Annotated in this window: 20 protein-coding genes; 2 read left to right on the top strand and 18 right to left on the bottom strand. The window is 60.5% G+C overall.

What is annotated here, in order from left to right; genetic code table 11:
* Positions 1-34 precede the first annotated feature (34 nt).
* Entirely contained in the window at positions 35-1390 is a 1356-nt protein-coding gene (locus ACR9ZQ_RS32240; RefSeq protein ID WP_481429683.1) for an LLM class flavin-dependent oxidoreductase, read from the top strand.
* Between the two features lie 3 nt (positions 1391-1393).
* On the opposite strand, the gene ACR9ZQ_RS32235 is transcribed toward ACR9ZQ_RS32240, so the two are convergent.
* The 18 genes from ACR9ZQ_RS32235 to ACR9ZQ_RS32150 all read right to left on the bottom strand — a co-directional run bounded on the left by ACR9ZQ_RS32235 (position 1394) and on the right by ACR9ZQ_RS32150 (position 21718).
* Entirely contained in the window at positions 1394-2047 is a 654-nt protein-coding gene (locus ACR9ZQ_RS32235) for a methionine ABC transporter permease (protein WP_037098446.1), read from the bottom strand.
* Positions 2028-3110 carry a methionine ABC transporter ATP-binding protein gene (locus ACR9ZQ_RS32230; protein ID WP_481429682.1) on the bottom strand — a complete coding sequence of 361 codons (1083 nt, stop codon included), beginning with the start codon at positions 3108-3110 and terminating at the stop codon, positions 2028-2030. The genes ACR9ZQ_RS32235 and ACR9ZQ_RS32230 overlap by 20 nt, the downstream gene beginning before the upstream one ends.
* Before the next feature lie 86 nt (positions 3111-3196).
* The gene (locus ACR9ZQ_RS32225) at positions 3197-4033 is read right to left on the bottom strand and encodes a MetQ/NlpA family lipoprotein (protein WP_481429681.1); all 837 of its coding nucleotides are present in this window, start codon (positions 4031-4033) and stop codon (positions 3197-3199) included.
* 240 nt (positions 4034-4273) lie between these two features.
* Positions 4274-4834, bottom strand: coding sequence for an FMN reductase (gene msuE, locus ACR9ZQ_RS32220; RefSeq protein ID WP_481429680.1), 561 nt, complete (start codon positions 4832-4834; stop codon positions 4274-4276).
* Between the two features lie 207 nt (positions 4835-5041).
* Complete coding sequence (locus ACR9ZQ_RS32215) at positions 5042-6244, bottom strand: MFS transporter (protein ID WP_481429679.1); 1203 nt, start codon at positions 6242-6244, stop codon at positions 5042-5044.
* A gap of 299 nt (positions 6245-6543) precedes the next feature.
* Entirely contained in the window at positions 6544-7365 is an 822-nt protein-coding gene (gene panB, locus ACR9ZQ_RS32210; RefSeq protein WP_310381877.1) for a 3-methyl-2-oxobutanoate hydroxymethyltransferase, read from the bottom strand.
* A complete protein-coding gene (gene panC, locus ACR9ZQ_RS32205) occupies positions 7362-8237 on the bottom strand; it encodes a pantoate--beta-alanine ligase (protein ID WP_481429678.1) in 876 nt (291 codons plus the stop codon). Before panC ends, panB begins: the two co-directional genes overlap by 4 nt.
* Positions 8238-8529: 292 nt before the next feature.
* Positions 8530-9123 (bottom strand): transglutaminase-like cysteine peptidase, encoded by a 594-nt coding sequence (locus ACR9ZQ_RS32200; RefSeq protein WP_310381873.1) that lies wholly within the window; start codon positions 9121-9123, stop codon positions 8530-8532.
* A 674-nt stretch (positions 9124-9797) separates the two neighbouring features.
* A complete protein-coding gene (locus ACR9ZQ_RS32195) occupies positions 9798-10394 on the bottom strand; it encodes a 2-hydroxychromene-2-carboxylate isomerase (RefSeq protein ID WP_113319621.1) in 597 nt (198 codons plus the stop codon).
* A 38-nt stretch (positions 10395-10432) separates the two neighbouring features.
* Positions 10433-11470 (bottom strand): LLM class flavin-dependent oxidoreductase, encoded by a 1038-nt coding sequence (locus tag ACR9ZQ_RS32190; RefSeq protein WP_481429677.1) that lies wholly within the window; start codon positions 11468-11470, stop codon positions 10433-10435.
* 11 nt (positions 11471-11481) lie between these two features.
* Positions 11482-12435 carry an ABC transporter substrate-binding protein gene (locus ACR9ZQ_RS32185; protein WP_405049696.1) on the bottom strand — a complete coding sequence of 318 codons (954 nt, stop codon included), beginning with the start codon at positions 12433-12435 and terminating at the stop codon, positions 11482-11484.
* 63 nt (positions 12436-12498) lie between these two features.
* Positions 12499-13443, bottom strand: coding sequence for an ABC transporter substrate-binding protein (locus ACR9ZQ_RS32180; protein ID WP_113319623.1), 945 nt, complete (start codon positions 13441-13443; stop codon positions 12499-12501).
* Between the two features lie 92 nt (positions 13444-13535).
* On the bottom strand, positions 13536-15314 hold the full coding sequence (locus tag ACR9ZQ_RS32175; RefSeq protein WP_481429676.1) for an amino acid ABC transporter permease/ATP-binding protein: 1779 nt from the start codon (positions 15312-15314) through the stop codon (positions 13536-13538).
* A gap of 38 nt (positions 15315-15352) precedes the next feature.
* On the bottom strand, positions 15353-15910 hold the full coding sequence (locus ACR9ZQ_RS32170) for a GNAT family N-acetyltransferase (protein ID WP_481429675.1): 558 nt from the start codon (positions 15908-15910) through the stop codon (positions 15353-15355).
* The gene (locus tag ACR9ZQ_RS32165; protein WP_481429674.1) at positions 15907-17106 is read right to left on the bottom strand and encodes a M20 aminoacylase family protein; all 1200 of its coding nucleotides are present in this window, start codon (positions 17104-17106) and stop codon (positions 15907-15909) included. Before ACR9ZQ_RS32165 ends, ACR9ZQ_RS32170 begins: the two co-directional genes overlap by 4 nt.
* An 18-nt stretch (positions 17107-17124) precedes the next feature.
* Positions 17125-18474, bottom strand: coding sequence for an LLM class flavin-dependent oxidoreductase (locus ACR9ZQ_RS32160; protein ID WP_113319627.1), 1350 nt, complete (start codon positions 18472-18474; stop codon positions 17125-17127).
* Between the two features lie 23 nt (positions 18475-18497).
* Positions 18498-19490, bottom strand: coding sequence for an LLM class flavin-dependent oxidoreductase (locus tag ACR9ZQ_RS32155; RefSeq protein WP_310381860.1), 993 nt, complete (start codon positions 19488-19490; stop codon positions 18498-18500).
* A 443-nt stretch (positions 19491-19933) separates the two neighbouring features.
* Positions 19934-21718: a trimethylamine N-oxide permease gene (locus tag ACR9ZQ_RS32150; RefSeq protein WP_481429673.1), complete on the bottom strand. Its 1785-nt coding sequence runs from the start codon at positions 21716-21718 to the stop codon at positions 19934-19936.
* Between the two features lie 247 nt (positions 21719-21965).
* On the opposite strand from ACR9ZQ_RS32150, the gene ACR9ZQ_RS32145 reads away from it, so the two are divergent.
* A complete protein-coding gene (locus ACR9ZQ_RS32145) occupies positions 21966-24335 on the top strand; it encodes a trimethylamine N-oxide demethylase (RefSeq protein ID WP_481429672.1) in 2370 nt (789 codons plus the stop codon).
* Positions 24336-24338 lie beyond the last annotated feature (3 nt).

Here is a 24338-nt window from a genome sequence, read left to right as displayed (position 1 = left end):
CCAAATGACCGACTGACATCTCAGGACAGTATTGATGAAGAAAATGCAGATCTACGCCTTCGATATGAACTGCGCCGGGCACATAAATCACGGCATGTGGACGCATCCGCGGGATCGTTCGGTCAACTATACCGATCTCGATTATTGGGCAGATTTTGCGCGCACGGCCGAACGCGGCAAGCTGGACGGCATATTTCTCGCCGATATTGTTGGCGTCTACGATATCTATAAGAACAGCCCGGGCCCGGTCATCGAGACGGGCGCGCATATCCCGGTCAACGATCCGCTAATGCCGATTTCGGCAATGGCTTACGTGACGAAGCATCTCGGCTTCGGCGTCACCGTCAATACGACCTATGAGCCGCCCTTCCTGCTGGCGCGGCGCATGTCGACCCTCGATCACCTGACCAAGGGACGCATCGGCTGGAACATCGTCACCGGCTATCTCGATAGCGCTGCCCGCAGCATGGGTTTCGACAAGCTGCCGGAGCATGATGCGCGTTACGACGCCGCCGAGGAATATCTCGAAATCCTTTACAAGCTCTGGGAGGGAAGCTGGGACGATGGTGCGGTGCTGCGCGACAGGGAAAGCGGCGTCTTTGCGGATGCCGCTAAAGTGCGGGCGGTCAGCCATCAGGGCCAGTATTACAAGATGGAGGGCATCCATCTCTCGGAGCCCTCGCCGCAGCGCACTCCGCTGCTCTTCCAGGCCGGCGCATCCGCACGCGGACAGGATTTTGCCGCCCGCCATGCCGAATGTGTCTTTATCGCCGGGCCGAGCCCGCAGGCGGCGCGCCCGACCGTCGATGCGCTTCGCGCCAAGACGCTTGCCAATGGCCGCGGCGCGGATGCGATCAAGATCCTGAGCCTGATTACCGTCGTTGTCGGCAAGACCGAAGCCCAAGCGCAGGAGAAGCTCGAGGACTATCGCCGGCACGCAAGCATCGAAGCGTCGCTTGCGCATTATTCGGCCTCCGTCGGCATCGATTTTTCGAAATACGGGCTCGATGACGTGATCGACCAGAACTCGACCAACGCCAATCAGTCGGCACTAGCGGCAATCACCAAGCAGGCGGCAAAGCCGGTGACGAAGCGGCAGATCATAGACCAGATGGTGCTCGGCAGCCGCATGAAGCCGATTGTCGGATCGCCGGAACAGATTGCCGATACCCTGCAGCGCTGGATCGAGGAAGGCGGCATCGACGGCTTCAATCTCGCACGCACTGTGGCACCTGAGAGCCTTCATGATTTCGTCGATTTCGTCGTGCCTGTGCTGCAGGAGCGCGGCCTGTTCAAGGCCGACTATGTGGAAGGGCCGCTGCGCCAGAAGCTGTTCGGCGGCAATGGCCGGCTGCCGGCCAGCCACCCCGCCGCACAGTTCAGGCGATAATTTCTAGCGATGATCCATGCGGGCGACCAGCCGGTCGCCCAGCCACTGGATGCCGCAGACGAGAACGATGAGCACGACCACGACCGCAATCATCACATTGGTCTCGAAGCGCTGGTAGCCATAACGAATGGCGAGGTCACCGAGACCGCCGGCACCGATGGCGCCGGCCATCGCCGAAGCACCGATCAGCGTCACCAGCGTGACGGTAAAGCCGGCGACGATTCCGGGCAGGGCTTCGGGCACCAGAACCTCGCGGATGATCGTCCAGCGATTGCCGCCCATGGCACGCACCGCATCGATCAGGCCACGATCGACCTCGCGCAACGAGACTTCTGCGATACGGGCATAGTATGGCGTCGCGGCAATGGCGAGTGGAACGATGGCCGCCCAGGTGCCAATCGCCGTGCCGACGATAAGGCGCGTCAGCGGGATCAGTGCCACCAACAGGATGATGAAAGGCACGGAACGGAAGCCGTTGATGACGGCGCCGAGGATGCGGTTGATCCAGAGATTTTCGGCAATGCCGCCGCGGTTCGTCAGCACCAGCGCCAGGCCGAGCGGCAAGCCTGCTACCAGCGAAATCAAGCCGGATGCTGCCGTCATCAGCACCGTCTCCCAGAGGGAGCGCAGCAGCAGATTAATCATGATCGGTGACATAACCAAGCACCTCCACCCGGGCCGACCGGGCCTTCAGAAACTGTTCGACCGTCCCGGCAAGCGCGGGATCGCGCGCAGGAACGGCAATGAAGAACCGCGCCACGGGCTGGTTCTGGATGTGATCGATACCACCGTGCACGAGGCGGAAGGAATGCGGCAGCGCTGCCGAGAGATCGGCAAAAAGCGCGCCTTGCGCTTCCGGTCCAGCAAGATCGACACTGAGGATAGCTTCCGTGCCGCCGGTCTGCGACAGGCGTGCAGCAATGTGTTCCGGAAGCTGCGGGCGGATGCCGCCGAGCAGGCTTTTTGTGATCGCCGCCTGCGGATCGCCGAAGATCGACCAGACTTGGCCTTCTTCCACGATGCGCCCCGCATCGATGACGGCGACGCGATGGGCAATGCCGCGCACCACCTCCATCTCATGGGTAATCAGAAGAATGGTAAGACCAAGCTTACGGTTGATGTCCTTCAACAGCGCAAGGATCGAACGCGTCGTTTCCGGATCGAGGGCCGAGGTCGCTTCGTCGGACAGCAACAGGGCCGGCCGGGCGGCCAGTGCGCGGGCGATGCCGACACGCTGCTTCTGGCCACCTGAGAGCGACGACGGATAAGCCCTAGCCTTATCGGAAAGACCGACGAGGTCCAGAAGCTCCTGCGCCCGCTTCAGCCGTTCGGCCTTGGCGACACCCTCGATCTTCAGCGGCAGGGCGACATTCTCCTCGACCGTCTTGGCCGACAGCAGATTGAAATGCTGAAAGATCATGCCAATGCGGCGGCGCAAGGGCTGCAGCTCCTGCTCGGCAAGGCCTGCAATATTGCGGCCCTCGATGACGATCTCGCCACTATCGGCCCTTTCGAGACCGTTGAGGCAGCGGATCAGCGTCGATTTGCCGGCGCCGCTGCGGCCGATGATGCCGAGGATTTCGCCCTTCTTCACGCTGAGTGAAACGCCGTCGAGCGCTGCCGTCACACCGAACTTGCGCCTGACATCCATCAGGCGCACGACCTCTTCGGCATCGACTGGCCGCGTCTCGATCCCTAAGGCGGAGACAATTGAATTCATGCTCGTTCCTTCACAAACGCTGAAGGCGGCCCTGGCAAAAGGCCAGGGCCGCCTCAGTTGCTGACGCCCTTTTAAGGGCGTCGAAATCAATAGGCGCTGAGGCCCGTACCCTTATAGACCTTATCGAATTCGGCCTTCACCGTCTCGTTCTGATAGGAGGAGACGAGCGTCTTTACCCAATCGGCATCCTTGTTCTCTTCCTTGACGGCAATGAAGTTGCGATAGGGATTGTCGGCGATCGGCTCCTGCGCGATGCGCTCCTTCGGGGACAGACGGCTCTTCAGCGCCCAGTCGGTATTGACGATACCGGCATCAAGGTCATCAATGGAACGCCCGACGATACCGGCGTCGAGTTCGCGGATCTCGATGTTCTTCGGGTTTTCCGACACGTCGACGATCGTCGCCAGAATGCCGGTGCCGTCCTTGAGCTTGATCAGACCCTCATTCTGCAAAACGCGAAGCGCACGGCCTTCATTGGACGGATCGTTCGGGACACCGATTACGGCGCCCGCTGGCAGTTCGGCAACGGACTTGTGCTTCTTGCTATAGAGACCGATCGGCCAGACGCCCGTGTAGCCGACGGATACGATATGGTAGCCGTGCTGCTTGACCTGATTGTCCAGATAGGGCTGGTGCTGGAAGGCGTTCGCGTCGATTTCGCCGCGTTCCAGAGCCTCGTTCGGCTGGGTATAGTCGTTGAAGGTGATCGTCTCGATCTTGAGGCCCTTCTTGGCGGCTTCGCTGGTGACGACGCGCCAGACATCCTCGTCCTCGCCGCTCATGATACCGACCTTGATCGACTTGTCTTCGGCGAAGGAAGGAGCCGGCGCAGCAAAGGCGATGAGTGCGGCCGCAGAGGCGGCAACAGTAAGAGCCGCGCGGCGCGAAAGCGAAATGGCGCCGAAATTCTTGTTCTTGGTCATTTTTTTATCCCGTCTGACTGAATGAGGCCGAGCCCCGAGCAGGCGGATAATTGCAAATACGGGCATGGCGAGCGAAGCACGAACGTCTGATGTCTTCTCACCACCGGAAAAACTCTTGCCGCGTCTTCGAGAGCGGCAGGATAAAATTCCATCAAATTTATGGATTAAATGCCAGCTGCTGGCACGCTCCAAACAAAACGGCGCCCGAAGGCGCCGCTGAAATCCGTCTTTGGATATTGTTTATTCCGCTGCGATCAGCCTTGAGCTTCTGCCCGGAAAGAAGGCTGCGAGTTCGACGATCACCTCCCCGATGCGCTTGGAAAGCTGTTCGGAGGAAACGCGATAGTCGGTGAAATCGCGGTCCGAGGCGTAGACGGCAGTCGGCAGCGTGTGGGCCATGAAGAAGCCGAAGAGCGGGCGCAGCTGATGCTCGACCATCAGCGCATGACGATCGCCGCCGCCAGTCGCAGTGATGACGATCGGCTTGGCACGCAGCTCATGCGGGTCGATGAGATCGATCAGATGTTTGAAGAGACCCGGATAGCTGCCCTTGAAGGTCGGCGCACCGATGACAAGGACGTCGGCATTGGCGATGTCGGCGATGATTTCCCTGGCGCGATTGTCGAGATCGTCGCGGCGCAACGCCTGGCCGAGCGAAGGGCCGACGTCCGTCAGGTCGTAAATCGTATTGTCGAAGCCATATTTTTCGGCGGCGAGGCCGGCGATATTCTCGACCAGCGCAAAGGTCTTCGAGGGACGATTGAAGCTGCCGGCAAGACCGACCAGTTTGGGTGCAGACATATCATTTCCTTCCACTATCGCGCCGTCGATGGCTGCATCATATGACGGATATTATCCATCAAAATAGTAGATTAAAGAAATGACGATCCGTCTTCTCCGAGGGCCGGGGAAAAAATGTTCGTTCGAACGCAACACCGCGCCGCGCGCTTGCCCTGACGCAAAAGCGGCACCGAAACACGTTTCGGTGCCTCTTTCTGAGTGCGAAACTTAAACTGCTCGATGCTTCGGGATGCACGGCAGGAAGATGGTGAACAGGCCGAGCAGCGGCAGGTAGGAGCAGATACGATATACGAAGGCGATACCGTGCGAGTCGGCAAAACCGCCGAGCAAGGCCGCACCGAGACCGCCCGCACCGAAGGCGAAGCCGAAGAAGACGCCGGCTATCAGGCCGACGCGACCCGGCACCAGTTCCTGCGCGAAGACGACGATGGCCGAAAAGGCCGACGCAAAGATCAGGCCGATGACGACGCTGAGCACGCCCGTCCAGAAAAGGTTCGCATAGGGCAGCAGCAGCGCGAAGGGGATCACGCCGAGGATCGAGAACCAGATCACGAAACGGGCGCCGAAACGATCGCCGATCGGGCCGCCGAGGAAGGTGCCGGTGGCAACGGAACCCAAGAACAGGAAAAGCATGAGCTGCGCCTGCTGCACGTCGAGCTGGAAACGGTCGATGACGTAGAAGGTGAAGTAGCTCGAGACGCTTGCCATGTAGACATTCTTCGTCGCCGTCAGCAACACGAGGATGAGTAGCGCCCAGACGACCTTGCTCTGAGGCAGCGGCAGCGTGCGGCTCGCGGCCGCCTTGCTGGCGTTTTGGCGACGGTGACTCATGTACCAGTTGCCGACCCAGCTCAGGACCACTATGCCGACCATGGCGATGCCGGAAAGCCAGGACACGCTGTGCTGACCGTTCGGCAACACGATGAAGGCGGCCAGCAGCGGACCGATCGCCTGACCGGCATTGCCGCCCACCTGGAAAAAGGACTGGGCGAAGCCGTGGCGACCGCCGGAAGCAAGACGCGCGACGCGCGAGGATTCCGGATGGAAGACCGCCGAACCGAAGCCGATGAGGCTTGCCGCAACCAGCAGCAGCTCGAAGCTGCCGGCATTGCCGAGCAGGATCAGGCCGCAGAAGGTGCTCGCCATACCAACCGGCAGCGAATAGGGCATCGGCCAGCGGTCGGTGACGATGCCGACGAGCGGCTGGAGCAGCGAGGCCGTGACCTGGAAGGTCATGGTCAGAAGGCCGATCTGCACGAAATCGAGGTTGTAATTGGCCTTGAAGAGCGGATAGAGCGAGGCAAGCAGCGACTGCATGATGTCATTGAGCATGTGGCAGAAGCTGACTGCCACCAGGATGGACATTGCGGTCTTTTCAAAGCGGGGGGCGCTCTCGGCAACGGATGCCATGGGTCTTCCTCCTGCGCGGCCGGAATCATGCCGGTCCGTCGTCGGTTTTCGTGCGTGCTGTTCTTAAGGCGATCGGCGCTTGGGAAGTGAATTTCAGCGGCGGTCGCTGAAAAAGCATTTATCGTATGAAGTGGAACGATTACAGCCCAGTTTTACGCGGATCGGTACGCAGTTTTTAAGATATTTGCTCTCGATCCTGCATTCGGCACCTCACGCGCCAATCCCGCCCTGGCGACTGCTCCAGGGGTTGGAGCCGATATGGCTTATCGCCGGACTCTCCAACGCAATAGGTCGCGCGATCAAGACCTGCGCTTGAATGTATGTTTCTCCGTGGGGAATGCGCGGGAGCGCACCTCCTCTGCATAGGCGGCAGCCGCCACCCCGACCCTCTTTCCAAGTTCGTCGTATCGTTTGACGAAGCGCGGCGTGAAGTCATTGAACAGTCCGAGTATGTCGTCCGAAACCAGGATCTGACCGTCACAGGCAGCCGAGGCACCGATCCCGATTGTCGGAACAGGAATTGCCCTCGTCACCTCGCGGGCAAATGTCTCGACGGTGCCCTCGATGACCACCGCAAAGGCTCCCGAGTTGCCGACCGCGTCGGCATCACGCCGGATCTTGGCAACCTCCTCCTCGGAATGTCCAACAGATCGGTAGCCGCCTGCGGTATGAACCTGCTGAGGCATGAGCCCGATATGCCCGAGGACCGGAATGCCGCGCGCGGTGAGAAAGGAAATTGTCTCGGCCATCTCCTCGCCACCTTCGAGCTTGACCGCGTCGCACCCTGTTTCCTGCAGAATGCGCACAGCATTGCGATAGGCCAGCTCCTTCGACTCCTGGTAGCTGCCGAAGGGCATGTCGACGACCACGCAGGATTTAGCGACGCCACGCATCACCGCCTTGCCATGGGCGATCATCATGTCGAGCGTCACCGACACGGTGCTCTCCATGCCGTAAAGAACCATGCCGAGCGAATCCCCAACGAGCAGGAGATCGCAGTGTTCGTCCAGGAGCCGCGCCATCGGTGTAGTGTAGGCCGTCAAACACACAATCGGCGTTCCGCCCTTCATCGCCCGGATTCGCGTTGGCGTCAGGCGTTTTGCGGAGCTGACAGCGCTCATTGTGCTTCTCCTGTTCCAGACGAACCTTTTCTCGCGATCACCCGATTGTCGAGGAGCTTGGTCGTGCCAATCCGCACGAACAGTGCGACAACCACCGGGTCCTCGATTTTCGCCACATGCTTCAAGGTCGAGGCGTCCCTCACAGCGACGACTTCCGGCTTTGCCAGGCGCTCACGGCCGATGAAGCCGACTAGCTTCGCTTCAAGGACCTGCGGGTCGGAGAGGCCTTGAGCGACAAGGCGCTCCGCCTCGTCCAATGCGCGCGGGATGATGACCGCTGCGCGTCGTTCCTCCTCGCTGAGATAGACGTTACGAGAAGATAGAGCGAGACCATCCGCATCCCGGACCGTCGGCACCGAAACGATACGCACTGGCAGAGCCAGATCGTCGGCCATCCGTTTGATGATGACGACCTGCTGGTAATCCTTCTCGCCGAAATAGGCGTTGTTTGGCTGGACGATATTGAAGAGCTTGCTGACGACGGTGGCGACACCCGCGAAATGCCCCGGTCGAACGGCGCCTTCGAGCTCGCAGCCAAGCTCCGGCACATCAACCACAGTTTTCATCGGGTGCGGGTACATATCTCCGACACCGGGCGCAAAGAGAATATCGACGCCAGCCTTTTCCAGCATCGTTCTGTCGCGTTCCAGATCGCGCGGGTATCGGGTCAGGTCCTCCGTCGGCCCGAACTGGAGCGGATTGACGAAGATCGAAGCAACGACGATTTCGTTCTCAGCGCGGGCTCGCGCAACAAGTTCCATGTGCCCCGCGTGAAGATAACCCATCGTCGGCACGAAACCGATGCCTCCGCCATTTGTTCTCACCGCTGCAAGCGCTGCGCGCACCGCCTCAATGCTCGATAGGACCTGCATGTGCCCTCCCTGGCCGCCTTCCTGACGTTGGGGGCGGATAGAAGATGTAAGCAGGGTCGCAGGTCAATGGATTCTTTTCGATAAGACCGATTAGATGAAGAAGCTTCCATCAGGGCGTGTTCAAATATTGCGGACCGCAACCGAGGCGGCGGATTTCTCACTGGGCAACAAGGGGCGGCGGCTGAGTTGATGGTGTTTCCACGCGCGTGACTTCCGCGCATCTGCTTACAGATAGCGGCACAAAAGATCTCCACGCCCCACATCCGCCCGAACTCGTATCATGCCCGTGCATCTAAAGTTCGTACCATATTCGCGGATTGTCGCCCGACTGGATCATCAGCCAGCGAAGATCCGTATCCTTCCAGCCCTTGATCGCATTCGTGCGGTTGTCGAGCACCAGATCGCCCTGATCGGTTCTGACGACCAGAACCGCGTGGCCCTTGCCGGAGGGCGTCTTGGTCACGGCGATCCGCAATGCCTTCGTCGACCAGCCCATGGCAATGAGGTGGTCGCGCTTCGTCAACGCAAAATCCTCGCAATCGCCCGCCGTGACGTTCACCTGCCAGACATCACCTTGATCGGGCCGGTCGTCGAGCGAGCGGATCGAGCGGTTGACCGAGGTGTTGACAGTGCGAAGCTGCTCGTCCGCTAAGGGGCCCAAGGAGACTTCCGAAGCATCGCCGCGAGCAGTGCACTCATCGGGATTTCGAGCGCAGAACATCACATGCGCGAAAGGTGCTGTAGTCCGGCGCTTTTCAGAAATATAGCTGAATACAGGCGCCGCCTTCAGGCCACGGGCTGCACCGGCAGGCCCGTCCGCGTGAGCAGTCTGAACCGAGAAAAGAGATGCAAGCGTCATCACGATAACCAGTTCATGCTTGCGCATCTTATACCTCCGTGTGGTGGTTGATCGAACGATGATGAGGTTCGCCCAGCGGTGATGAAGCTCTTTCAGGCGCGTCATTCGGACGGCTGGGCGCTTGGTCGCGATCCTTTATTTCCGGGATGTTTCCGGAGACGATCACCTTTCAAATGCAAACGCTGTACGTGTGTCTCACTTTGCGAACCAGACACATCCAAGTTGTGGGCATGTCCGATCCTTTCAGTCACAGCGCAACTGGCGGTATGCGCATCGCAACCAGACGCATGCAGCCAATGACTTGACAATTTAAACTAGTGCGGCGGACGGCCGTGTCAATTGCCGTGATAGGTGCTGATTTGGAAAGACAAGCACTGGGCAACAGGAGATATCGCACTATGTGCGGGCGACGGCGGGCCGGGATCCAATGCCCGTCGCGGACCGGATTCTGGTCGCCCTTCAAGTCGTCGCGGCATCGACGACCGAGTGTTACTATCAAGGACGCCAAGCCTCGGTTCCGTCAGGCAGGGCGGTGTCGCCCTGACGAAGAAGCCGCCGGTATTGTCGTCGCTGTCAGTATGCCCCTTTCGCCGTTGCAGCTCTACCGGAGAGCAAGCCCGCCAGCTTCGGCATTTGCGACGCACCGGAGGATGCTTTTCAGCCCGCCACCGGCTTTTGGCAGAACGCGCTGCGTCAGCCCTTTACGGCTTGTCGCCATAAAGATGGCGTTCGAGGAAGGGGAGATTGTCTTGCCCCCAGTAGAGCTCATCCTCATAGGCAAAAGTTGGGAAACCGAAGACGCCTCTTTCGCGTGCATGAACGCGATCGGCTGCCCATTTCTGCTGGACATCGTCATCGGCCTGCCGTCGCAGCAAGGCCGCGCCATCGAGACCAGCAGCGTTGACGATCGCTTCGCGGATATCAGGCCTGCCGATATCTTTCGCCTCACTCCAGAAGGCATGCTGCAGGGCACGCGTCACGCCGATCCAATCCTGGCCATCGAGATAGGCAGCAATGACGAAGAAGGAGGCCGGTGTCGGATCACTGAGCTCGGGACGATTTTCGAGGATGAGGGTCTTGCCGCGCACCCTCGCCCAGCGCTTGAGATCGCGGATCCAGTAGGCGCGGCGAATTTCCGGGCGATTGCGCGAGAAAATCCCGCCATTCTCTTCGACGACCGTCGTCAGATACGGCTTGATGATGATGTCGTTGTTTACGGCAAGCTCGGCGAAAGCATCCAGACCGATATAGGACCAGGGCGAACTGATGGAGAAAAAGTATTCAACTGATTTCGTCACGGAGAGATTTCCTACAATTCCGGCGTTTGTCGCGCCGCTCACGACGCCGCCCGGAGGGCAATCTTCGTGTTCCAGCCGAGCTCGGGAGCAATGTGGGTGACGAAGTCGTGTAGAATCTGGCGATATTCATCATGCTCGAACTCGTAGGGCAACTCCAGCCTGAGCTCGCTCACATGCGGCAAAATGGGATCGGCAAGAAGGCGCTCGAGGATCTGCTCTGACGGACCAACGAGATCACGGGCAAACAGCGTGCGTCGTTCACCCTGCGGAGATAGCGTGCGCTCATATCGTCCGGCGGCATAGTCTGAGTATCGCTGGCGGGTGGCCGCATCCGCACTGTCAAAGGGCACGATGACCCGACCGAGCGCCACGCGCCGTTCCGCTCCGCCGGAAGCCCGATAGGCTTCGAGCTGACGGGACTGGGCGACGAAAAAGTCATCGGTCTCTTCGCTGGACGTGACATTGCCGATCAGCAGGTTGAAGCCGTTCCGGCCGGCCCATGAGGCCGACCGCAATGAGCCACCGCCATACCAGATGCGATCGATCAGGCCTTTAGCGTAGGGCTGCAGTCTCGGGCGCTGGGGTCCAAAGGGCGTCTTGATGAAGGTGTTCTCGTCACCGAGATAGGTCCCCTTCAGATTGTCGGCAAAGCGCAGCACGCGCGCATGCGAGAAATCATGGTTCTGCCAGTCGCCGTCGAAGGCAAGCGGACCGATGAGATCGGCATGCAGCGGCCGGCCGGCGCTCAGGCCCACATTCAGCCTTCCCTTCGATAGAACATCCACGGTAGAGAGATCTTCGGCGAGCCGATAGGGACTTTCGTAACCGATCGGAATGACCGCGGTGCCGAGTTCGATACGGCTGGTGCGTTGAGTAGCGGCCGCCAGGAAGGCGGTCGCCGAGGAAATCCCAGGCTCCAGATGCCGCTGGCGGGCCCAGGCACTGTTAAAGCCCTGCTCTTCACCGAAGTCCAGAAGCTGCAATGTCTTTTCGAGGCCGGAGAGCGGGTCGTCATCCGGGTAGTTGCCGGGTGTCAGGAAGCCGATGTGGCCGATCGAAAGCGCGTTGCCGCTCATCTTGTCCTCACTCAGAATTTCGGCAGGCCGGGCGGGTTCGTCTCGGAGGCAGGCAGTGCCTCCTCCGAAAGCTGCCAGTGCGCAAGGATTTTTGCGTAGGTCCCGTCCTTGATCAGGTCGTTTGTGGCGAGCGTCAGCGTATCGGCAATGCCGCTTCCCGTGCGGGTCGTGATCGCCACGTCCGACCGGTCGGGCCAACCAGCGCTCAGCGTTCCGACCCGTTTGAGGTTCTTGTCGCGGGCGGCGATATAGACGAGTTGGGCATGCGGCTGGACGATGACATCGGCACGGCCTGAGCGTAGCGCCAGAAGGCTCGCTGCCTCGTCGTCATAATATTGCAGCTCGAGCGGCTTGAGACCGGCAGCGACATCCTCATCGCTCCATTTCAGCAGGATGCGTTCCTGATTGGTGCCGGCGCCGACGATGAAGCGCAGTCCTGCCGCATCCTTCGGCTCCTTGATCGAGGTGATCGCACTATCAGCCTTGACGAAGAAGCCATGCAGACCTTTGCGGTAGGTCGAGAAATCGAACTTTTCCTTGCGCTGTTCGGTAACACCGACGTTGGAAATAACAGCATCATATTTGCCTGACGTCAGGCCAAGTGGCCAATCGATCCAGGCAACCGGGACGAGTTCAAGCTGTAGCCCGAGGCTTTCGGCAATGGCGTTCGCGTACTCGGGATCGGCTCCGACGACGGTCTTGGCGTCCGTCGCATAAGTGGCAAGCGGCGGTCCCCCCGGGCTTACGGCAACCGTGAATTTGCCTGATGTGACGAACTTGAAACCCTTCGGAATGGACGCGATCGCCGCCTCGTTGCGCTGAGCGTGCACGCGGTTGGGCTGCTCGGGGCTCAGGTCGAATTCATCAGCCGCGGCCATGCCTGAATAGCAGGTTGTCAGAGATGCGATGGCGGCAATCGATGCGATGCGCAGCCTGGAAAATATCGTCACGAGAGGACTCTCCATAAGAATATATGAACACGGGGACGGACCGGCGCGACCTCCAACGCCGGTCCGTCAGACCATCCTTTACGAACCGCTCTTCGGCAGCCCCGGCGGGTTGGTCTTGGCTTCGTCGATGGCTTCAGCGTTCAGGCTCCAGTGCTTCAGCACTTCGCCGTATCTGCCGTTCTTGATAAGGTCGTTGAGCGCCACGGTGACACCATCGGCAAGGCCGGCGCCCTTCTTCGTCGTAACAGCGATTTCAGCCGTCAGCGGCCAGCCGCCGGAGACGATACCGACGAGCTTGGTGTGCCCCTTGATTGAGGAGCTGTAGGCCTGCGTCGCATTCGGATTGAACTCGACATCCGCACGGCCGGACTGCAGCGCCAGATCAGCTGCGGCACGGTCGTCATAATATTGAACTTCAATCGGCTTCAGGCCGGCGGCGACATTCTGGCGATCCCATTCCAGGATGATCTTCTCCTGATTGGTGCCGGCACCGGTAATCACCTTGAGCCCGGCGACATCCTTCGGTTCTTTGATCTCGCTGATTTTGCTGTCGGACTTGACGTAGAAGCCGAGCACATCCTTGCGATAGGTGGAGAAATCGAACTTCTCCTTGCGCTCCTCCGTCACCGTGACGTTGGAGATGACGGCGTCATACTTGCCGGAGGAGACGCCGAGCGGCCAGTCCGCCCAGGCGACAGAAACGAGGTTCAGCTCAAGGCCGAAGGAATCGGCGAGCAGTTGCGCGAGATCCGGGTCTGCCCCGACCACGGTCGCAGCGTCGGAGGCATAGGTGGCGATCGGCGGATCCCAGGCGTTGACGGCAACGGTAAGCTTGCCCGGCTCAACGAACTTGAAGTTGGGTGCGATGGCCTTGATCGCGGCCTCATCTTTTTCGGCCCGCACGCGGTTCGACGTGTCGGGGCTGAGATTGAATTTCTCGGCTGCCTGCGCCGTGCCGAGGCCGATTGCCGCCAGGGCGACGACTCCGGCAAACAGGTAGTTGGCGCTATTTCTGAATGCCATTTCCCTTCTCCATTTCACCTTAGGGTTGTTGTTCTTTTCATGCCCTCCGGACGCCCGTCGCGGCCGGGATCTGCTGCTGCCTCGCTGCTTTTTCAGAGAACCTTGGCGAGGAATTCGCGTGTGCGGGGGTGTTCCGCGCCATTGAAGATGCGGGCTGGCGAGCCGGCCTCGAGGATATGGCCGCCATCCATGAAGACGACAGTATCGGCAACTTCGCGGGCAAAGCCGATTTCGTGGGTGACGATGATAAGCGTCGTACCCGTGCGCGCCAGTTCCTTGATCACATCAAGGACTTCGCCGACCAGTTCAGGGTCGAGCGCTGATGTCGGCTCATCGAACAAAAGCACCTTCGGACGCAACGCCAGGGCACGGGCAATGGCGACGCGCTGCTGCTGGCCGCCGGAGAGCTGGCGCGGATAGGTATTGATCTTGTCGCCGAGGCCGACGCGGGCAAGCAGCTCCTGCGCAAGTTGCACGGCCTCTTCACGGCTCACGCCACGCACCTGGATCGGCGCTTCGATCAGGTTTTCAAGCACTGTCAGGTGCGGAAAGAGATTGAAGCTTTGGAAGACCATACCGATATCGGCACGCCGCTTGAGGATTTCCTTTTCCTTGAGCTGGTAGAGCACATCACCTTTCTGCTCATATCCGACGAGATCCCCGTCGACCGAGATGAAGCCGGCATCGACGCGCTCCAAGTGGTTGATGGCGCGCAGCAGGGTGGACTTTCCGGAGCCCGAGGGACCGAGAATGGCGGTGACGCTGCCGGCAGGCAGATTGAGGTCGATACCATCGAGCACTTTCAGAGAGCCGAAGCTCTTGGAAATGCCGTGGATGCGCACCGTCCCGCCGGTGCGAAGAACCGCTGCGTCACGGAAGCCGGAGGTACGGGTAAAGTCGCCAGAGATCGCTGCCGTAGGCAAAGGGCGGGCAAAACGCTTGAGGAAAGACTGGAAGGGCAAGGGCTTCGGGTTGCGCAATGCGCCCTTGGCAAAATAGCGCTCGATATAATGCTGGGCGATCGACAGCACCGTCATGATGACGAGGTACCAGACGGTCGCTACCATCAGCAGCGGAATGACTTCGAGGTTACGGCGATAGATGACCTGGACCGTGTAGAACAGTTCCGGCAAGGCAAGCACGTAGACCATGGAGGTCGCCTTGGCGAGACCGATGATCTCATTGAACCCGGTCGGCAGGATCGAACGCATCGCCTGCGGCAGCACGATACGGAATGCCTGACGACGGCGCGAGAGACCGAGCGCCGAAGCGGCTTCAAGTTGCCCCTGATCGACGGACAGAATGCCGCCGCGGACGATCTCGGCGAAGAAGGCCGACTGATTGAGCGTGAGACCGAGGAACGCGGCAGCAAAGGGCGTCAGCAATTGTGTCGTCGGATATTCGAAGAGGACAGTGCCAGTGAACGGCACCCCGAGCTTCACCGTCTCATAGAGATAGCCGAGATTGTTCAGCACCAGCAGCAGAACGATCACGGGGATCGATCGCAGCAGCCAGATGTAGCCCCAGGATAGGCCCGAAAGCAGCGGCGATCTCGAGACACGGGCAAGCGCCAGTGCCGTGCCGAGGAGCGAACCGGAGATCGTTGCCAACAGTGTCAGGAGCAGCGTGCGCCCGAGGCCGGCAAGAACGGGCGCCGCAAAGAACCATTCGGCAAAAACATCCCAGCCCCAGCGCGGATTGGTGAAGGTCGAATAGAGGACGGCGGCAATGACCAGAGCAGCGAACATGGTGCCGGCAACCCGGCCGGGATGCCGCGCCGGGACGATCCTCAGTCGGGAATAATCCTGAAGCGTTCGGTCCCCTGCCCTGCTGCCGGTATCGATGCCGGCATAGTCACTCGTCAGTGCCATCGTATATCCCCTTTTTATGGAGCGTTCTTTGCCTGGATTCAGCGACCTGCTGCTGCCTGTAGTGGCGGGCGATCGGCGTTGGCCGACAGCTGCGGTGCGAGGTGGCGGATATCCTTCTCGAAGGGCAGCGTCTTATAGATTTCCGGGTCGACCTTGGGGTCGAAGAGCGCCGTATAGCCGTAGTTGAGATAGAGGCCGACCGCCTCCGGCTGGCGAAAGCCGGTCGTCAGGTAGACCCGCGAATAGCCTTGGCGGGCGGCCTGCGCTTCCAGTTCCACGAGAACCTTGCGGGCAAGGCCCTGCCGACGTAGGTCAGAGCGTGTCCAGATGCGTTTGAACTCGGCGGTCTGCTCATCATAATATTTGAAAGCGCCGCCGCCGATCGTCTCGCCGCCGCGTACCAGCAGCACGAAACTGCCGACGGGCGGCGCGAAAGCCTCGGGCGGATAGCGGTTGAGCTCTGCCACGGCACCCTCATCGCTGAAATAGTTCCCGTAGCGGCTGTCATATTCGTGGATAAGTTCGTCGATCAGCGGCTTGGCGCGGGGGTCGAGGGGGGAAGTGTAGAGAAACGTGTCGCTCATGTCGTTCGTCACCCGTTGTCGTCAGTGAGGAAGGTCTCGGCAAGCCGCACCCAGTAGCGGGCGGCGGGCGCAATGATCGCGTCGTTGAAATCATAGTGAGCGCTGTGAAGAGGCGCGCTGTCGCCATTGCCGACGAAGAGATAGCTGCCCGGCTTCTCCTGCAGCATGAAGGCGAAATCCTCGCTTGCCGTGCGCGGGCGGAACCCAGCCTCGATCCTTTCCGGCTCGAAAGAGGAGAGCGCGACATCGCGGGCAAAGGCCGTCTCGGTCCGATGGTTGATGAGCGCCGGAAAGCCAAGCCGGTAATCGACCTCGGCCGTTGCCCCGAAGCTCTCAGCTTGGGCTAGGGCAAGCGCCGGCACGCGTTCCTGGAGTTTGTCGCGCACCGCCTGGTTGAAGGCACGCATGGTGAGCTTTAGCTCGACGCTCTCCGGAATGACATTCGACGCTGACCCGGCATGGATGGAGCCGACGGTGACGACGGCCATATCCTGCGGATCGACATTGCGTGAGACGATGCTTTGCAACGCCGTGATGAAGGAAGCCGATGCCAGCACCGGATCGACGGCGCGATGCGGCTCGGCGCCATGTCCACCCTTACCGACGATGCGGATGACCGCCTGGTCGACGGACGCCATGGCGGCATCGGCAACGAAACCGAACTTACCGGCCGGCACGGCCGGCCAATTGTGCAGCCCAAAGACCGCATCGACCGGAAACCGTTCGAACAGGCCTTCCGAGATCATCTTGCGGGCACCGGCGCCGATTTCCTCGGCCGGCTGGAAGATCAGCCGCAACGTACCGCTGAAATTGCCGGCCTCGGCCAGATAGCGCGCAGCGGCAAGCAGGATCGTCGTATGGCCATCGTGGCCGCAGGCATGCATGACACCGGGATTGCTGCTTGCATAGGAAAGGCTTGTCGCCTCCTCGATCGGCAGGGCATCCATATCGGCTCGGATGGCAATGGAGCGCTTGCCGTTTCCGCGGGCCAGGGTGGCGACGATGCCGGTGCCGGCAATGCCCGTCGCCACCTCATAGCCCCAGGAGGAAAGGTGTGATGCCACGAGCTTGCTCGTGCGGCGCTCCTGAAAAGCAAGCTCCGGATATTGGTGAAGGTCGTGGCGCAGCGCGATGAATTCATCGAGATAGGCGGCAATTCCCGTCTCGACCGGATCGTGGCTGCGCGAAGGTTTTGCAATGACGTTCATGGAATTGTCCGCCGCGCCTCAGGCGCTGGCAGCCTTTCCCTGTTCGACCTCACCGGCATCTGTCGCATAGCGGCTCTCGCGGAAAGGCAGCCCCAGATGATCGCGGAGCGTCTCACCCTTCAGTACGGGATCGAAATAGCCGCGCCTTTCGAGGATCGGCAGCACATGGCGGGAAAAATCATCGAAGCCTTCGGCGATGACGGGGAACCCAAGGATGAAACCATCGGCAGCCTCGCCGTCGATCCAGCGGATGATCTCGTTGGCGATATGATCTGCAGTACCGATGAACGCCGTGCGCGGCGTTGCCGCGTCGAGCGCGACATCCCGGAGGGTGAGTCCCTTTTCGCGCGCCGTCTTCTTGATCCGATCCGTCGTGGCACGGAAATTGTTGCGGCCGATGTCGCCGATATCAGGGAAAGGTTCGTCGAGCGGATAGGCGCTGAAATCGTGATGGTCGAAGAAGCGGCCGAGATAGAGCAGCGCCTCTTCAATGGTGACGAGATTGCGGATCGCCTGATACTTGGCCTCCGCTTCCTCTGCCGTCGCGCCGACGATCGGGCCGATACCGGGATAGACGCCGATCTCTGCGGTCCGTCGCCCTTGCGCGATCGCGCTCTGCTTGAGTTGCTTGTAGAAAGCCTGCGCTTCCTCGATCGGTCCGCCGTTGGTGAAGACCGCGTCGGCATGTTTGCCGGCGAGCCGGATACCGGAATCGGAGGCGCCCGCCTGGAAAACCACCGGCTGGCCCTGTTTCGAGCGGCCGATATTGAGCGGCCCTTCGATGCGGAAGAAGCGCCCCTTGTGGTTCAGCCGGTGCAGTTTGGTCTTGTCGGCGTAGACGCCGCTCTGACGGTCGCGCACGAAGGCATCGTCATCCCAAGAGTCCCAGAGACCCCTGATGGCGTCGATATATTCCTCAGCGATCTCGTAACGCAGCTCGTGCTCGGGATGCTCGCGCCCATAGTTGCGGCCCGAGCCTTCGAGTGGCGAGGTCACGGCATTCCAGCCGGCACGGCCGCCGCTGACGAGGTCGATGGAGGCGAACTGCCGGGCAATCGTGAAGGGATCGCTGTAGGAAGTGGAGACGGTGCCGACTAAGCCGATCTTCGAGGTCGAGGCCGCAAGCGCAGCAAGGATCGTCAGCGGCTCGAACCGGTTGAGGAAGTGCGGGATCGATTGTTCGTTGATATAGAGGCCGTCGGCAACGAAGGCGAAGGCGATGCCTGCTTCTTCGGCCTTGCGCGCCGTCTTGACGAAAAAGTCGAAATTGGTGCTGGCATCGGCCGGGCCGCTTGGATGTTTCCAGGCGTTCATATGGCCGCCCGGGCCCTGCAGCATGATACCGAAAGTGATTTTCTTCTTGGCCATGGGTTCAATCCTCCTGGGGATGGTCAGGCTGCGAGGGAAAGCCGTTCCTTGGCGAGCAACTCGATTGAGGAAAGCCGCTCGGAAGCGGCGAGTGCCGGTGTATCGAGAATGAATTCCTTGACCCCGTAGCGGCGATGCAGCTCGTCCAGTTCCTTGCGGATCTGGGCTGCGGTACCGTGCAGCACGCTCGGCACTTTTTCCTCGATGCGATACTCGGTGACACCGGCCTGCCTTGCGAATTCGGCCGCCTGTTCTTCGCCGCCGACATTCACGGTCTGGCCGTTCGGTAGGAAGACCTTCACAATGCGCAGATTGCCGACGCGCTCGCGCGCCTGTTCCTCGCTGTCGGCTGCGAAGGCAGCCAGCGCCAGAATCGGCCTCTTGCCATCGGAGGCGCGTTCATAAGCTTCGAAGGTCTTGCGCAGGTTCTCTGGATCGCCGTTGAGATGCCCGGCAAAAACCAGCTCCCAGCCTTTCTCGGCGGCAAGCACTGCGCTCTCGACGCTTGCGCCGAGAAGGAAGCGCTCCGGCGCATGAGGCGGAAAGGGCATCGCCTGCGCACCTTCATAGTTGGGATCAGCCGCAAGATAGGTGTTGATGTCGGAAAGCTGGACGGCGAAATCCGGCTTTCTTTCAGGATCGAAAGCCGCCTGAAGAGCCCGTGTCGACAGCGGAAAGCCGCCTGGCGCCTTGCCGACGCCGAGGTCGACGCGGCCGGGCGCAAGCGAGGCGAGAAGATTGAAGGTCTCGGCCACTTTGTAGGCGCTGTAGTGTTGGAGCATTACGCCGCCCGACCCGATGCGAATTTTCGAAGTTCGCGCCAGGAGATAGGCAATCAGTGTTTCCGGCGCAGAACTCGCCAGATTGGACATATTGTGATGCTCGGCGACCCAGAACCGGTGATAGCCGAGTTCCTCGGCCCGAACCGCCAGCCGCACGCTTGCCTGCAAGGCTTCGCTAGCGCTTTTTCCCTGTTCGATCGGGCTCTTGTCGAGAAGGCTGAGAAAATAGGTCATGCGAAAACGCCTCATCCGGATCCATATTGTCTATAAAAACAGTAGATAATATGGATTATAAGAAATCGCTTTCTCATTTCAGGGCAGCAGCGGGAAAAAGCGTTTGGGAGACGGAATGGAAAAGCGAAGTTCAAAACGCATCTCACCGATAGGCGGATCACGCGCGCCGAGAGCCACGACCGCGACAAGCCGAAAGGGCGAGCAGAGGCCGACCGCCCGGCGATGCAGCACAGGAAGTTATGAACGCTATTTAGGGATTACACAGTGAAAAATGTTTCTCGATCGCTGATCGGGCCGCAGAGCCCCGGCAGGTCCTGACACCACATATATGCATGCAGACCGGCGTCAGCCGTTTCCAACTGACGCCGGTCTGCATGCCTATGGTTTCTCTGCCGGAGCCCAAGCATCAGACAAATCTGTCAGAATACCCCGGCCGACAATCCTTAAGCGGGCAATTGGAAGATCCAGTTGGCGATCAATACGATGGCGAGACCGCCGGCAAGCGCGAGGTATGGCAATATCCCGGCCTTTTTGACACCGAGGTCCTGGCCCACGAGCCCGAGGTCGTCCATGGCGCCGGCCGGGAATTTGCCGCCGTCGCGGACGTAGTGGCGATAGGCGAAAACCGGCAGGATAAGCGCGGCGAAGATGAAGCCGACCCAGAGCGCGTTGGCGTAACCCCAGACCTTGGCGCCGGCGCCGAGGAAGAGCGCGTTGACGAAGGCAAGCACGGTATTGACGCCGATCAGCCAGCTGGGGGCCTTCCAGGGACGCTCGACATGACCGGAATCCATGCGATGGATCCAGCCGGAATTAAGGTTCAGGAAGTTGAAGATGATGTAACCGACATTGGAGACGGCGAGCACGAAGAAATAGCCGCCAGCATCGGACGCGATCGCCAACAGGAAAAGATTGAAGGCAAAGTCCGTCCACATCGCCCGGGTCGGGGCGCCGTGTTCGTTGACATGGTCGAGATATTTCGGCAGCCAGCCATCCTTCGAGCCCTGGTAGAGCGTGCGCGAGGAGCCTGCCATCGCCGTCATGATGGCGAGGAAAAGCGCCATGATCATCAGCACGACGAGAAGCTGGGTGACGACACGGCCGGCGCCGATCAGTCCGCCGAGTGCTTCGGCGACACCCGTCCCGTCAATGATGCCCGGCGCCAGCATGCCCGCATGACCGAGCACGCCCTGGAAGGCGAAAGGTACGAGGAAGAAGAACAAGCAGCAGGCAAGGCCGGAATAGAAGATCGCCTTGAAGGTATCCGTCTTGGGGTTCTTCAGTTCGCGCGTATAGCAGACCGCAGTCTCGAAACCGTAGGTCGACCAGGCGGCGATATAGAGACCGCCGAGGAACAGCGTCCAGCCGCCATTGCTCCAGGTACCGTCGGTGCCGGCATAGGCCGCCGTTGGCGGAACCAGCCCGGTGACGTTGGCGCTAACGATCTGGCCGCTGATGATCGGATAAAGACCGATGATGAGCAGCGGTACGAGCACGATGATCGCCAGCCATTTCTGGACGCTCGCCGTCTCGGAGATGCCGCGATGCTGGATCGCAAAGATGATCAGCATCAGGATGCCGCCGATGAAGAAGGTGGCGTTGATATTGGCGGTGGCCAGGAAGGGAATGCTGAAGCTGACGAGCGACCAGCTGCGGATCGCCGGCGTCAGCGCGGATACGCCGTCCGCGCTCAGCAGCGCCTTGACCGCATCCTCAGGCGAAGTGCCGGCATGGGCAGCAATATATTCGGCGACGCGGGGGCTATCGGCCGTGATCGAAGCGGCATGCGCGCTGATCCAGGCGAGGACCGCCTGCGAATCCGCTGCCGGGATCGGGAAGAAGGCATTGAGAATATATCCGGCCGCAATGGCGCAGCCGAGCGAAAGCACCGGAGACCAGGCAAACCAGTTACACCAGACGGACAGCGGCGCGATGAATTTCGAATAGCGCAGCCAGGCCGTGGCGCCATAGACCGATGCACCGCCCGACTTGTTGCCGAACATGCCGGCGATTTCGGCATAGGTGAAGGATTGCAGGAAGCCCATGATCATCGAGATGATCCAGACCACAAAGGCGAGCTTGCCGGTCGTACCTGCAATACCGCCGATGGAGAAGAGAACAAGCGGTGGCACGCCGGCTGCCACCCAAAACGCACCCTTCCAGTCAAGCGCGCGTATAAGTTTACCTTCGGTGCCGGCGGCAACGCCGGCGTCCACGATATCCGTCATCGGTGAAATTCCCCATTCTATTTGTTCGGGACGTAGCTTTGCGTACGTCTCCCTGAACGCGCCTCCCGTGGCATTGCATGGGCTGCCCGGCATTTTCTCGATCCGCGTTCCCGAGCGGATTTCCGAGTCTCGACCCTTTATGCATAGTGAAGATATTTTCTTTTTAGTCAACATCCCTTTACTTTCGGGCGGCATTTTGTCAGCATGATTTGCGTGCCGGAGAGCACATCAATCCCATGAGGACCACATGCGAGATCTCCATCCCGGGATGTCAGGGGTGCGACCGGTATCGGCAAGCATCATCCGCTATCCCGGTATCCCCGCGCTGCCCGAGGGTGTCGAGCGTTACCGCTGCAAGGGCGGTGGATCCCTTGTTGTTCGCGTCGAGGCAGGCGACCACGTCACCCTGATCGACAGCGAAGGTGGACAAGCCTGCGAGCTTTCCTTCCTCGACGAAAATGGCCGGTTTCAATCGACCGGCCTCGGCGCAGCCTTCACCGGCTCGGCCGAAGGACTAAAGGCCATTCTCGCTTCAGGTGATGAGGGCGCCGCCCGGACCCGCACGGCGCTTGAGCGACGCGGTGCCGATCTCGCCACGGCAGGTGCGATCCGCATGTTCAGCGAAGCCTCCACTCCCGGCAGCAGGGCGGAGTTTGCGATCACGATGAAGGGTCTGCTGATTGCCGCCGCACCTGCAACGACGATGTCGCCTGACGCGCAGGATACGGCAACGCCGATCGAGATCCGCATCAGGCGCAGCAGGCTGATCCGCGACTATGCCGCCGCCCTCCCTGAGCCGATGGCCGATCCGATCGAGGACATCCGCATCAAGGCAGCGACCGCCTCGGCCTATTTCGTCCGTGCCGGAGAGTTCATCCAGATCATCGATGTCTACGGGAGGCAATGCACCGATTTCCAGGCCTTTGCCGCCCGCAAGGTCGACAAGGGCCTTGATCTTGCGCTCGATTCCACCGTGACCCGCACCTTGCTCGGCCGCAGCTATCCTGCCCCCGGCCTGCCGTCCAAGGCTTTCGACCGCGATTTCGAGCCGTTGGTGGAAGTCGTCCAGGACACGGTCGGCCGCCATGACGCATTCGCGACCGCCTGCAATTCGCGCTACTACGACGACATGGGCTATCCCGGCCATGTCAATTGCACCGATAATTTCAATGCGGCGCTGGCGCCCTACGGCATAGCTGGCCGGAAGGGCTGGGAGGCGCTCAATTATTTCTACAATACGAATATCGACCACAACAACCAGCTCTATCTCGACGAGCCATGGTCGCGGCCGGGCGATTATGTGCTGATGCGGGCGCTGACCGACCTCGTCTGCGTCTCCTCCTCCTGCCCCGACGATATCGATGCGGCCAACGGCTGGGATCCGACCGATATCCACGTGCGCACCTTCTCCGGAAAAGAAAAATTCTCAAGAGCGGTAGCCTATCGCATGACCCCTGACGCCGATGCAGAACTGACGCGGGAAACCGCCTTCCACCCCCGCCTCTCGGCACTGACGCGGGATTACACCGAATATCGCGGCTACTGGCTGCCAAACCGGTTTTCCTCCGCAGGTCCGGTCGAGGAATATTGGGCCTGCCGCGAGAAGGCCGCCGTCATCGACCTGTCGCCGTTGCGCAAATTCGAAGTCACGGGTCCGGATGCCGAGGGACTACTGCAATATTGCCTGACGCGCGATGTGCGCAAGCTGTCGACCGGGCAGGTTGTCTATTCCGCCATGTGTTACGAGCACGGCGGCATGATCGACGACGGCACGCTCTTCCGCCTCGGCGACAAGAATTTCCGCTGGATCGGCGGCGACGACTACAGCGGCATATGGCTGCGCGAACAGGCTGAGAAGAAGGGCTTCAAGGCCTGGGTACGCTCTTCGACAGACCAGATGCACAATATCGCCCTGCAGGGCCCAAAGAGCAGGGACATCCTCAAGGAGATCATCTGGACGGCGCCACGCCAGCCTGAGATCGGCGAGCTCGAATGGTTCCGTTTCACAGTCGGCCGCATCGGTGGCTTTGAAGGCGTCCCTGTCGTCGTCTCGCGTACCGGCTATACCGGCGAACTCGGCTATGAGATCTTCTGTCATCCCAAGGATGCGCTGACCGTCTTCGATGCGGTCTGGAAGGCCGGCGAACCCTATGGGCTGAAGCCGATGGGACTGGAAGCGCTCGACATGGTCCGCATCGAGGCAGGCCTCGTCTTCGCCCATCACGAATTCGACGACCAGACCGATCCCTTCGAGGCCGGCATCGGCTTCACCGTGCCGCTAAAATCCAAGCAGGACGATTTTATCGGCCGCGAGGCGCTCCTGCGCCGCAAGGAGCATCCGCGCCACCTGATGGTCGGTCTCGACATACAGGCGAACGACGCGGTCGGCCACGGCGATTGCGTCCATGTTGGCCGCGCCCAGGTCGGCGTTATCACCAGCGCCACGCGCTCTCCGATCCTCGGCAAGACGATTGCGCTCGCTCGCGTCAACGTCACCCATGCCGCCGTCGGCACGGAGGTTGAGATCGGCAAGCTCGACGGCCAGCAGAAGCGCCTGCCGGCGATCGTGGTGCCGCTGTCGCACTACGATCCGCAGAAGACCCGGCCGCGTTCGTAAAAA

Source organism: Rhizobium sp. KNZ14-9A (assembly GCF_056755015.1).
This window is presented reverse-complemented; position numbering and strand designations above follow the sequence as displayed.